Below are 12,262 nucleotides of genomic sequence, written 5' to 3'. Positions count from 1 at the left end.
GGTGGTGGAGCCAGACTCGCGCTCCACCACCGGGGGCCCGTTCCGCTAGAGGCGCACCAGCTCCACGTCATCCATGTGGATGAAGTTGGCGCCGTTGCCCGTGGTCGCCCGGGTGTGGAAGCCCAGCTCCAGGTAGCCCCCCGTGACGTTGATGGCGGGCGTCTCCACCAGCGTCCACGCGCCATACGTGCCCAGGTCCGTGAAGACCGGTCCGCAGGAGGCGCACGTCTTCGCCTGGATGCGCGCCAGGTCGAACCCACCGGCCTTCCTCACCCACGCGCGGACCTTGTAGTTGCCCGACGCGAGCCCCGACACGGACTGGTACGTCCACACCTCGAAGGGCGTCGCGTTGGTCCAGTGCGTCAGGTGGTAGCTGCCCGTGCGGCCACCGTTGTGCGTCTCGCTGAAGTCCGCGGCCTCGGTGCCGTTGGGGCTCCAGGTCGACCAGCCGCTCATGTTCGCCTCGAAGCTGGGATTGGCCAGCGAGGGGCCACTGGAGCCGCCCGCCTGGTACCAGCGCACCCACTCCACCTCCATCGTCTTGCGCTGCCCGGAGGGCAGGTCGATGGAAGCCGGCGAGGTGTTGCCATACCAGTTCCCGCCCAGCGCCAGGTTCAGCAGGACGTAGTGGTTCTGCTGGAACGCCGGGTCGTTGTGGAAGAAGTCCGCGTTCGCACGGACCTGGTTGTCCAGACGGAAGATCATCCGGTCCGCCGTCCACTCCACCTCGTAGACGTGGAAGGCGTCCGCGACGCTGTAGCCCCGGTTCGCTCCGGAGCCCCAGTGCTGCACCCCGTTGGACGAGTGCGTGGCCACCTTCATCCACGACGGCTCGTTGGAGTGCCACTCCAGGATGTCGATTTCACCGCTCGCCGGCCAACCGACGTTGGAGATGTTCGCGCCCAGCGTCCAGAACGCCGGCCACATGCCGTACCCGGACGGCACCTTGATGCTCGCGACGAGCTTGCCGTAGCGCCGCTCCACCTTGCCCTTGGTGTGGATGCGCCCCGAGTAGAACGAGCGCGGCCCGTAGCCCGCGCAGCGCGAATCATACGGCCCATCCGACGTCCGCTCCGCGGTGAGGATGAGCTTGCCCCCGCTCACCGTGACGTTCTGCGCGCGCGGGAACTCCAGCTCTCCCGTGCCGAAGTTGCAGTTGTTCGTGACGGGGTCGTGGTTGCTCGTCAGCACGTTCCAGTTGGCCGCGTTCAGGCCCGTGCCGCCGAAGTCGTCCTGCCACGCCAGGCTCCAACCCGGCCCCGGGTCGTACGCCTGCTCCTTCTGCGCCTGACTCTCCAGCGGTACCGCCTCGGGCTCCACCGCCACCTCGCTGCCACAGCCCGCCAGCACCAGCCCCGCAACCACCCACCACGCCTCGGTCCGTCCTGCCATGCATTCCTCCTGGAATGGGTTGAGACCTCTATTTCACGAAATCCTAGCATTTCCGCATTGTCTCGATGGATTCGCCATGGCCTGCTGGCGCCCTCCTGTCCGGCCGTTGCTCGGTGGTGGGCGCGCGGGCGGTGCCTAGCTTCTGACACGTCCATCCAGTGGCGCCCCGAGGGGCGCCGAAGCGGGAGGCGTCATGCGCGGCACGGCGGCGATGTTCCGGGAAATCACCACGCCCTGGGGGCACCGGAGCTGGCGGTTCAAGCTGGCCAAGGCCGCGCGCGGCTATCTGCGCAGGCCCCGGCTGCGCATTCCCTCCGGAGCCACCGACGCGGCGTCAGCGACGCAACGGGTGCTGCTGTACTTCATGCTTCCCGCGTGGCTGGTGCCAGGCGTGGTGGACTGGGTGTGGCACAAGCGCACGGACATCGAGCACACCAGCGGCGCGGGCGAGTCGCTCATCCACTGCCTGATGATGACCGAGGTGGGCGTGCCGGTGATGATGGGGCTGTTGATGGAGATCAACCCGCTCACCCTCTCCGTCATGCTGGGGCACTCGCTGGTGCACGAGGCGACGGCCTTCGCGGACGTGGCCTACGCCATCAACCACCAGCGGGACGTGGAGCCGCGCGAGCAGCACACGCACAGCTTCCTGGAGGTGCTGCCCTTCATGGCCGTGTCCTCCATCGTCTGCCTGCACTGGGACCAGTTCCTGGCCATCTGGGGCATCGGCGGACGCAAGGGGCGGTGGCGCTTCGCGCTGAAGAAACAGCGACTGCCGGCGGGCTACCTGCGCAACATCCTGCTCGGCATCGGCGCCACCATCGTCCTGCCCTACGCCAACGAGCTGTGGCGCTGCATCCGCGCCCAGCGCCGGGGCGAGGCGCGGCCTCCGTGGAAGGTGGGCCCCCGCGAGCCCGTGGTGATTCCGGAGGGGCTCGCCGCGCACAGCCCCTACGCGCGACCTGTCATCGAGGCCCACTGAGGCAAGGCCTCCTTGTTCAGATGGCGTAGTCCCCCACGAACACGGAGGCGGTGAGCACATCGGCGCGCACCGCGTCCCCTTCCACGACGCCGAGCGCGTCGAACTCCGAGCGAGGCACCTGCACGGTGACCTCGTCCCCGGAGGGCATGCGCAGGAGCACCTTCACGAAGCCGCCCACGGGCTTGAAGCGCTGCACCCTGCCCGTGAAGGGCGTGACGCCCTCCGTGGAGACGGAGCGGGCCAGCTTGATGTCGTGGGGCCGGACGAAGGCGTGCACCGCCTCCCCTTCACGCGCGGCGGCGGGCACGGTCAGCGCCAGCGAGCCCAGCGATGCCCTGCCCTCCAGGACGCGACCGCGCAGGACGCTCGCCCCGCCGATGAACGACGCGACGAAGGGTGACGCGGGCCGGTCATAGATGTCCTCCGGCGAGCCCGCCTGCGCCACGCGCCCATCACTCATCACCACCACGTGCTGCGAAATCTCCAAGGCCTCCTGCTGGTCATGCGTCACCAGCAGCGTCGTCAGACCGGTGCGCGTATGGAGTTGATGGAGCCACTCGCGCAGCTCCTCGCGTACCCGCGTGTCGAGCGCGCCGAAGGGCTCGTCCAGCAGCAACACCCGGGGGCGGATGGCCAGCGCGCGCGCGAAGGCCACCCGCTGGCGCTGACCGCCGGAGAGCTGCCCTGGATGGCGCTCGCCGAGCGCCTCCAACTGGACCAGGCGCAGCATCTCGTCCACGCGCGCCTCCACCTCCGCGCGAGGAAGCTTCCGCACGTTGAGTCCGAAGGCGATGTTCTCGCGCACCGTCATGTGCCGGAACAGGGCGTAGCTCTGGAAGACGACACCGACGTTGCGCTGCTGCACGGGCAGCGACGTACAGTCCACGCCGTCGATGAGGACGCGACCGACGTCCGGGATTTCCAGCCCGCAGATGAGGCGCAGGAGCGTGGACTTGCCGGCGCCGGACGGCCCCAGCAGGGAAGTGATTGCGCCCGCGGGCGCGTGGAACGAGACGTCCGAGACGGCGGGACTGCCGCCCGGGGAGAACCGCCGGGTGAGCTGCTCGACGATGATGCTCATGACGCCTCACTCCTCCACTCCACGTACTTCTTCAGCACCAGCGTCACGAGCGCGAGCAGCGTGAGCAACGACGCCACGGCGAACGCTCCCGCGAAGTCGTACTCGTTGTAGAGAATCTCCGCGTGCAGCGGCAGCGTGGTGGTGACGCCGCGCACGTGCCCGGACACCACCGACACGGCTCCGAACTCCCCCATCGCCCGCGCGTTGCAGAGGATGACGCCGTAGAGCACACCCCACTTCACCTTCGGCAGCGTGACGCGAAGGAAGGTGCGCCAGCCGCTCGCCCCCAGCGTGAGCGCCGCCTCCTCCTCGTCGCTGCCCTGCGTCTGCATCACCGGCAGCACCTCCCGCACGACGAAGGGCAAGGTGATGAACACCGTGGCCAGCACGATTCCCGGCACGGCGAAGATGACGTGCAAGTCATGCTCGGACAGGAACGGGCCCAGCCAGCCCTGTCGTCCGAAGAGCAGCACGAAGATGAGCCCGGCGATGACGGGGGACACACTGAACGGCAGGTCGATGAGCGTCAGCAGCAACGCGCGCCCCCGGAAGCGGAACCGCGCCAGGAGCCACGCCGCCGCCAGGCCGAAGACGAGGTTGAGCGGCACCGCGATGGCCGCCGCCGTCAACGTCAGGACGATGGCGGAGCGCGCCTCCGGCTCGGTGATGGCGGCCAGGTACGCCTCCCATCCCTTCTGGAACGCGAAGGTGAAGACGGCGACCAGGGGAACGACGAGGAAGACGGCCAGGAAGCCCAGCGCCACGGTGATGAGCGTCCACCGGACCCACGGTGAGCCCTCCAGCGTCCGCGTCTTGCGTCGGGGCAGATGTATCGTCGGAGCGAACATGTCCGTCACGCCCCCGCCCTGGCTTCCAGCCGGCGATGACTCCAGCGCTGGAGCACGTTGACGACGAGCAGCAGGAGGAACGACGCCATCAGCATGACGACGGCGATGGCCGTGGCGCCCGCGTAGTCGTACTGCTCCAGCTTGGTGACGATGAGCAACGGAACAATCTCCGTGCGCAGCGGCATGTTGCCGGAGATGAACACGACGGAGCCGTACTCCCCCAGCGCCCGCGCGAAGGCCAGCGTGAAGCCGCTGAGCAGCGCGGGGAAGATGGCCGGGAACAACACCCGCGCGAAGGTCTGCCACGGCGTCGCGCCCAGGGTGGCCGCCGCCTCCTCCACATCCACGTCGATGTCCTCCAGCACGGGTTGCACCGTGCGCACCACGAAGGGCAGGCCGATGAAGGTCAGCGCCACGGCCACGCCCACGGAGGTGTAGGCCACCTTGAAGCCCCACGCCTCCAGGTACTGGCCGTACCAGCCCTTCGCGGAGAACAGCGTGGTGAGCGTCAGCCCCGCCACCGCGGTGGGCAGCGCGAAGGGAAGGTCCACCAGCGACTCCACCAGCGAGCGGCCCGGGAAGCGGTAGCGCACGAGCACCCAGGCCACCAGGAGCCCGAAGACGACGTTCGCCAGCGCCGCCGACAGCGACGCGCCGAAGCTGAGCCGGTATGCGGCGAGCGCCCGGGGCGCCGTCACCGTCTCCCAGAACTGGAGCCACGTCAGCGAGAAGGTCTTGAGGAACAGGCTGGACAGCGGAATGAGGACGAGCAGCCCGACATAGGCCCAGGTGAAGCCCAGCGACAGCTTGAAGCCGGGCAGGACATGGCGGCGAGTGAGCGAGCCCATGGCTCAATGCGCCTGGGGGACGTAGATGCGGTCGAACACGCCCCCGTCATCGAAGTGGGCCGCCTGCGCCTTGCGCCAGCCACCGAAGACCTCGTCGATGGTGAAGAGCGTCACCTTGGGGAACCGCGCCCCCTGCTTCAACGCCACCTCCTCCGAGCGGGGACGGTAGTGGTGCTTCGCCGCGAGCCGCTGCCCCTCTTCCGAGTAGAGGAACTGGAGATACGCCTCCGCCACCGCGCGGGTGCCGCGCTTGTCCACGTTGCGGTCGACCACCGCCACGGGAGGCTCGGCGAGGATGCTCGTCGACGGGACGATGATTTCGAAGCGCTCCTTGCCCACCTCGTCCGTCAGCAGGAAGGCCTCGTTCTCCCAGGCGATGAGCACGTCGCCCAGTCCACGCTCCGCGAAGGTCGTGGTGGCGCCCCGGGCTCCCGAGTCCAACACGGGCACGTTGCGGAACAGCGCGGCCACGAAGGCCCGCGCGGACTCCTCGGTGCCACCGGGCTTGCGCAGGGCATGGCCCCACGCGGCCAGGTAGTTCCAGCGCGCGCCGCCGGACGTCTTCGGATTGGGGGTGATGACGGCGACGCCCTCTCGGACCAGGTCGTCCCAGTCCTTGATGCCCTTGGGGTTTCCCTTGCGCACCACGAAGACGATGGTGGACGTGTACGGCGCGCTGTTGTTCGCCAGCCGCGTCTGCCAGCCCTCCGGGATGAGCGACGCCTTGTCGTGGAGCATGTCCACGTCGTAGGCCAGCGCCAGCGTGACGACGTCCGCGTCGAGCCCGTCGATGACGGCCCGCGCCTGCTTGCCGGAGCCGCCATGGGATTGCTTGATGGAGACCTTCTGTCCGTGAGTCGTCTCCCAATGCTTCGCGAAGGCGGCGTTGACGTCCGCGTACAGCTCCCGCGTCGGGTCATACGAGACGTTGAGCAGCGTGACGGTGCTCGGGGCAGCGGACTCGCTCCCGGACTTCGAACAACCACCCAGGGCGAACAGGACGAGCAGGGACAGCCGGAGAGGGAAGCGCATTGCGGGGCCTTTCACCAGCTCACCTGGAAGCGGGACATGACGACATCCTCGGGGATGCGGTCGCCGTCCACGGCGCCGCCATCGAAGCTCGTGTGGTCGAAGGACGTGGCCACACGGACGTTGCTGTTGAGGTACCAGTTGGCGACCGCGCCCCACCCTCGCGCGTTGCGGGCCGAGCGCGTGGGGTCCGCGTAGATGGAGAAGGCATCCGGGTCCACATGGAGCGAGGCGTAGCGCGCGCCCAACTCCACCGCGCCCCAGCCGCCCGCCTCCGCGCCCAGCGGGTCCGTGGGCTTGACGCCGTCATAGGACGCCTTGCCCCCGAAGAGGACGTATGACGCGCTGGCCTGCCACGACTCGAAGCGCAGCCGCGCGTGCCGCGCTCCCAGGTTCACCTCCTGCGTGGACGACACGTACTCGGCCATCGCGCCGACGGGGCCCAGGTAGAGATACCCCTGGGGCGACAGCCGCACGTGTTCACCGTGCGCAATCACCGTCTCCCCCGCTCCCGTGCCCGTCCGGAAGATGAAGAACGTCTGCTGCCCCATGGTGCGCAGCGGCGCCTCGCCCGTGGTGGACGCCGAGCCGAACTGCTGTCCGCGCGACGCGGCGATGCCCAGCCCCAAGCCGGAGAGCTGCTTGAGCTTCGTGGCCCGGAACGGATGCGCGAACAGGCGCGCGGCCAGGTCGAAGCTGTCGTCCAGGTTGGTGTCCGCGCTGGCGCCATCCGCCGTGCCGTTGAAGGCCCCCAGCGCGTAGCTCAGAGTGCCGTCATACAGGTCGCCGTGAACCATCACCCCCACGTCCCGGTTGGGCACCAGGTCCGTGGGCAGCGCGCGCTCGACGAAGAGCGTGTTGATGCCGGACTGGTTGCGCTCCAGCCCCACCGGAGGACGGAACTTGCCCACCCGCACGCGCACCGCCTTGCTGGGGCGGTACTCCAGGTACGCATCCCAGAGCAGCGGCGCGTTGGCCGCGAAGTCCGCCAGCAGCCGGAAGTCGAACAGGTTGAAGAGCGTCCCCTCCAGAAGTGGACGCGCGCGCCGGATGAGCAGCGTGGTGGAGCCCGGCCGGTCCGCCTTGCTCTCGAAGAAGCGGCCATCCATCTGGATGTAGCCCCGCAGCTTCAGCAGGAACGCCTTGTCGGCGGACGAGACGGAGATGCCCTCGGGGGTGGCCTTGACGGCGACGCCCCCCGGCGTCGGTGACGGCGCGGCGGGAGGCGCTTCGGGTGCCGGCGTCTGTGCCACCGCGTGCGGCGCGAGCAGCCAGGCCAGGCCCGCGGCGAGGATGGAGAGTCGGTGTGGTGTGAAAACTGCCATGCGTGACCTCGACTGCGAGAGGAACGCGATGGACGGTGGACTCGGGAGCCAGAAAGCCGAAAGCCCACCTCCTCGCGGATGGTGGGCTCTTCGAACCAGCTCAACCCAGGGTTATCAGGCCAAGGGTCGACAGGCGCCCACCGCAGGTGCGTGACAGCAGCAACAAGCGTGGGTGAGCAGCCGGGCCATGAAGTCTCACCACGATGCCCGGCACCATCGACCTTGTCAACGCACCCCCGCCTGACCAACCCACCGACTCCCTCCCCTTCCAGCGGTGTCGGCGACGTCCTCCGTCCACGGAAATGCCGCGCACGCAGCCACCCTGGTGCAATCCATATCCCACCCAGTAATTCAAGTATAGTCAGAACTCCATGCCAGGAGGCCCTCATGTCCACTCGACGCAATTCGACGCGGGTTCCACGACTCGCGCCGCTGCTCGCCGCGCTGCTGATTGCACCGGAGGCCCTCGCAGCTGAGCGCCCCTCCCTGGTGAACACGCGAATCTCCACGCCCTTCGGTGCGAACGGGCATTCCTCCACCATCGACGGGCGCATCTTCGTGGGCAACATCCGGGAGGACCACGCCACGACGACGACGACCTGGCTGGCGCGAGTGTTCCGACCGGAGGCGGTGACGTACGACGCTCAAGGCAAGCCGAGCTTCTCCGCGGCCTTCTCTGCTGGACGCAGCACCCAGGTGACGAACGGAGAGAACGCGCTGGCGTTCTGCTTCACCAACCCGGCCCAGCCCTATGTCCTGTCGGGAGGGCTGACGGTGTACCAGCCCTTCCTCTTCGACTCGCAGATGTTCAACGGGCCCAACCGCTTCCGCCGGCGTCCGGTGGACATCCGGGTGTCGCAGCCCTTCACGCCGCAGGCGGACATCTCCTCGTTCACCACCGGCAACCTGGAATATCTGACCACCGTCACCGGCGCGAGCATCCGGGGCATCGAGCCGACGATGACCTCCGACGGCCGGCTGCTCATCTATCAGGGCAGCCCCGCCAACGACGGCGGCATCGACCACCTGATGTACTCGTACAACGCCACGCCCTGCGCGGCCACGGGGTGGAGCAATCCGCGCCCGCTCTCCATGATGTACAGCGACACCACCGCGGGCGTGAAGCGCTACCCGCTCTCGTGGCAGAAGCTGAAGGCCTCCACCGGCGAGCTCTTCGGTGAGACGACGTCCGGGCCGCTCATCCGAGCCGCCTACGCCTGGGTGGACCACGAGGGGCGCAACGTCACATACACCGGCGTCATCTACACGGACGGAGCGCGACGAGAGGCCGTCAGCCTCATCGGCGCGGAGACGGGTTGGACGGCGTACCACATCGATGGCGCCATCAACACGGACCGCAGCGACATCGCCCACCTCTTCTATTCGGGCCCCATGTGGAACCTGGAGCAGGAGCGCGCGCCGGAGCAGAACTTCCCGCCGGGCTCCAGCAATGAGAGCCACTACCTGCCCGTCACCAAGACACATGACGTGCTCGCGCTCTTCGGCAGCAACACGGGGGACTACAACGAGGTGGACATCGGCGAGTTGGTGGACCCCTTCCACGTGCTCTCCCTGCCGATGAACGAGTTGGTGACACGCGCGGGCGCGTATGACCTGACGCGCACCCCGGACCTGTCCGGGAACTTCCACACGGGCACGCTGGTGGGCACCGCCTCCATCTCCGCGGGCAACGCGGTGACGCAGCCGACGTCCGGCTCGCTGTGGGAACCGCACGGCAAGGGCAAGGCGCTCGTCGTCCCTGGCGGCGGGGCGCTCACGGTGAACCTGACGGACGCCTCTGGCACCCGGCCCGGCGTGGGAGGCTTCGCGCGGGGCTTCACCGTGCAGCTCGCGGTCCGCCCGGACACGGGCATCCACACCGGCTGCACCACGGGGAACCCCTACCGGTACCTGCTCCAGAAGGGCAACGCGCTGGACCTCATCTACGAGTCCGACAACACGGTGCAGATGTCCTTCGTCATCAACGGCACGCGCGTGCGCCTGGGCCGGAGCCCCGCGCTGCCCCTCGGCGCGTGGACCCATCTGGCCTACACCTGGGACGGCGTCACCGGCGTCTTCGGTGAGTACGTCAACGGCGTGCCCACCGGGCGCGCGCTGCCCGTCGCCACGGGCACGTTCAGGCTGGCCACCGGCGCGCTCGCCATTGGCGCGGGCAACGTGCTGAACACGCAGGCCTGCCCCACCAATGGCGAGGGCTCCTTCCGAGGTGCCATCGACGAAGTGCGCTTCTTCTCCCATGCGCGCTCCGCCCGCTCCGTCTGCATGTCCTCACACGGCGCGGACTGTCGCGACGAGGCCATCCAGGAGACTCCCTCCGCGGGCCAGTTCGGGATGAGCCAGCAGCAGCCCGCCTGCAACACCCACGCGGCCCTGGGCACGCTGGCATGTTCGTCCGCCATGCACCGCGTCTGCGCGCAACGTGGCGCCCACGACGCGCTGGCCACCACCACCAACACCTACCAGACGATTCAGCAGCTCATCGGAAACCGTCCGCCCATCTCCCTGCTGGGCGCGCTGGCCGGCGCCACGACGACGGACGTGACGGTGGCGTGTGCCCCCATCCAGCATGAGAGCCTGGGCGTCACCTTCGAGGAGCTGGCGCGCAAGCACGCCGGCTGCGTGGACGAGCGCGTCGCGCAGAGCTTCGACTGCTCCGCCGCCGTGCACCGCTGGTGCAACAGCCTGGGGTGGAGCACGGGGCAGATATTCGAGGTGACGTCGCGCCCCTGGGTGGGCTGCTTCAACTCCGGGCTCATCCAGGACGTGGGCAAGGACCTGCTCGGCCCCGCGTCGGGCGCGGGCAACTTCAGCTCCACCGACTCCAAGCTGGAGGTCAGCCGGTGGTGCCAGACGCAAGGGTATGGCGCGGGCGTGGTGCAGGAACTGGGCGCGGGCAGCCAGGCCAACGTGCACTGCTTCCAGCCCGCCGTGACGGTGCCCTGGAAGCTCAACCCCTGAGGTGACTCATGGGGCCCCCTGGAGTCGGAAGGGGGCCTCTGACGTCGTGCCGGCGTGCTCGCGCTGGAGCACCTCCAGCACCTCGGAGGGCAGCGGGAACCAGCGAAGGCGCTCCGCCTCTGGTGTGAGCGGAGCGTCCTCCACCGTCCTGTCGCCCACCTCGTGGAGCGCCTGCTCGACGACGCGATGGGCCCGCGCGAGGTAGTCCTCCAGCTCCCGCTCCGGCGCGGAGGGCCCCGGAGACGGGAAGGCGCACTCGCCGCTCGCGTAGGTGACGTCGCTCAGCCGTCCCAGTCTCCGCGCGTGGTCGCGGTGGCGCCACTGTCCGGTGGAGGGCTCGAGCACGTAGTGCGGCAGGAGCTTCCAGCCCTCCTGGGCGACGAAGTCCACGGCATCCAGCAGGAAGCCGAAGGTCGTCTCGGAGAGGAAGTAGTTGAAGCCCAGCCTCACCCAGCCGGGCTTCACGCCATCCGTGCCTCGCAGGATGACGTCCTGGAAGCGGTGGCTGGTGACGGAGTCGATGCCCAGCAACCGGTGGCCATAGGGCCCCGCGCAGGAGCATCCTCCGCGCGCCTGGATGCCGAACAAGTCGTTGAGCAGGGCCACCACGAAGTTGTGGTGGAGGTACGCGTCCCCGTATCGAACCAGGAAGCTGAAGATGGGCAGACGCCGGAGCAGCGGGTTGCCGAGAATGCGCAGGTTGGGATTGGCGCCCCAGCGCGCGAGGGCCCGCTGGGAGAAGTCCTGCTCCCGCGCGTCGATGGCCTCCACGCCCACCGCCTCGCGGAGCTGGAAGACCAGGCCCGCGCGAATCGATTCGACGATGGCGGGCGTGCCCCCTTCCTCGCGATGCACGGGGTCGAGCTGATACACGTGCGCGCGGCCACTCACGTACGACACGGTGCCTCCGCCGGGCACGGTCGGGATGCGATTGCCCAGCAGCCACCGCTTGACGACGAGCACCCCCGTCGTGCCCGGCCCGCCGATGAACTTGTGTGGCGACAGGAACGCGGCGTCCTTGCGCACGCACGCCCTCGCGGGGCCCTCCTCCCGCCCGTTCATGTCGACGTGGACATACGGCCCCGCCGCCGCGAAGTCCCAGAAGCAGAGCGCTCCATGCCGACGCAGGAGCGCGCCGATCTCCTCCTGGTCGCTGAGGATGCCCGTCACGTTGCTCGCCGCCGAGAAGCTGCCGATGCGCAGCGGCCGGTCCTGATAGCGCACCAGCTCGCGCTCCAGGTGGGCCGGGTCGATGCGCCCGTCAGCGTCCTCGTCGATGGTGATGACCTCCGCGATGGACTCGCGCCAGGGCAGGTCATTGCTGTGGTGCTCGTAGGGGCCCACGAAGACGACGGGGCGCTGCTCGAGCGGAATGCGCGAGCTCAAGTCGAACCTCGCATCCAGGTCCGCGGGGATGCGCAGGTTGAGGATGTCGATGAGCTTGCAGATGGCGGCCGTCGCACCGGAGCCGCAGAAGAGGACGACGTCGTCGGGCCCGCCTCCCACCGCGCGGTGGATGAGCTCCCGCGCGTCCTCGCGATAGCGCGTCGTCTGGGCGCCCGTGCCCGACGTCTCCGTATGCGTGTTGGCGTAGAGCGGGAGGACGTGCTCGCGGATGAAGTCCTCGATGAAGCCCAGCGAGCGCCCGGAGGCGGCATGGTCCGCGTAGGTGAGCCGGCGCGGCCCGTAGGGCCCCTGGAGCAGCCGCCCGTCCCCGAGGATGGCGTTCCTGACGGATTCGACCAACCTCGAACAGGCGTCTTCCATCTCGCACCTCT

The 12,262-nt window shown here is 68.9% G+C and carries 9 protein-coding genes; 2 read left to right on the top strand and 7 right to left on the bottom strand.

Annotation, left to right across the window (positions count from 1 at the left end):
• Positions 1-45: 45 nt before the first annotated feature.
• Positions 46-1,392, bottom strand: a complete 1,347-nt coding sequence (locus tag G4D83_RS42765; protein ID WP_163870719.1) for a glycoside hydrolase family 16 protein — start codon at positions 1,390-1,392, stop codon at positions 46-48.
• Between the two features lie 193 nt (positions 1,393-1,585).
• On the opposite strand from G4D83_RS42765, the gene G4D83_RS42760 reads away from it, so the two are divergent.
• Positions 1,586-2,374: a hypothetical protein gene (locus G4D83_RS42760; protein ID WP_176437314.1), complete on the top strand. Its 789-nt coding sequence runs from the start codon at positions 1,586-1,588 to the stop codon at positions 2,372-2,374.
• Between the two features lie 16 nt (positions 2,375-2,390).
• Here the strand turns inward: G4D83_RS42760 and G4D83_RS42755 are convergent, their stop codons facing one another.
• Genes G4D83_RS42755 through G4D83_RS42735 form a run of 5 tightly spaced genes read right to left on the bottom strand, consistent with a single transcriptional unit; the run spans position 2,391 to position 7,505 of the window.
• Complete coding sequence (locus G4D83_RS42755; RefSeq protein WP_163870718.1) at positions 2,391-3,455, bottom strand: sulfate/molybdate ABC transporter ATP-binding protein; 1,065 nt, start codon at positions 3,453-3,455, stop codon at positions 2,391-2,393.
• Complete coding sequence (cysW, locus tag G4D83_RS42750) at positions 3,452-4,303, bottom strand: sulfate ABC transporter permease subunit CysW (protein ID WP_163870748.1); 852 nt, start codon at positions 4,301-4,303, stop codon at positions 3,452-3,454. Before cysW ends, G4D83_RS42755 begins: the two co-directional genes overlap by 4 nt.
• 5 nt (positions 4,304-4,308) lie before the next feature.
• Positions 4,309-5,151 carry a sulfate ABC transporter permease subunit CysT gene (gene cysT / locus G4D83_RS42745; RefSeq protein ID WP_163870717.1) on the bottom strand — a complete coding sequence of 281 codons (843 nt, stop codon included), beginning with the start codon at positions 5,149-5,151 and terminating at the stop codon, positions 4,309-4,311.
• 3 nt (positions 5,152-5,154) lie between these two features.
• Positions 5,155-6,183 (bottom strand): sulfate ABC transporter substrate-binding protein, encoded by a 1,029-nt coding sequence (locus G4D83_RS42740; RefSeq protein WP_240357131.1) that lies wholly within the window; start codon positions 6,181-6,183, stop codon positions 5,155-5,157.
• Positions 6,184-6,194: 11 nt separating this feature from the next.
• On the bottom strand, positions 6,195-7,505 hold the full coding sequence (locus tag G4D83_RS42735) for an OprO/OprP family phosphate-selective porin (RefSeq protein WP_163870716.1): 1,311 nt from the start codon (positions 7,503-7,505) through the stop codon (positions 6,195-6,197).
• A gap of 387 nt (positions 7,506-7,892) precedes the next feature.
• Here G4D83_RS42735 and G4D83_RS42730 point away from each other — a divergent pair, with 387 nt between their 5' ends.
• Entirely contained in the window at positions 7,893-10,484 is a 2,592-nt protein-coding gene (locus G4D83_RS42730) for a LamG domain-containing protein (protein ID WP_163870715.1), read from the top strand.
• A 6-nt stretch (positions 10,485-10,490) separates the two neighbouring features.
• On the opposite strand, the gene G4D83_RS42725 is transcribed toward G4D83_RS42730, so the two are convergent.
• Positions 10,491-12,251, bottom strand: a complete 1,761-nt coding sequence (locus tag G4D83_RS42725) for an aminotransferase class V-fold PLP-dependent enzyme (RefSeq protein WP_163870714.1) — start codon at positions 12,249-12,251, stop codon at positions 10,491-10,493.
• Between the last annotated feature and the right edge of the window lie 11 nt (positions 12,252-12,262).

This window comes from Myxococcus eversor (assembly GCF_010894455.1).
Lineage (GTDB): Bacteria > Myxococcota > Myxococcia > Myxococcales > Myxococcaceae > Myxococcus > Myxococcus eversor.
This window is presented reverse-complemented; position numbering and strand designations above follow the sequence as displayed.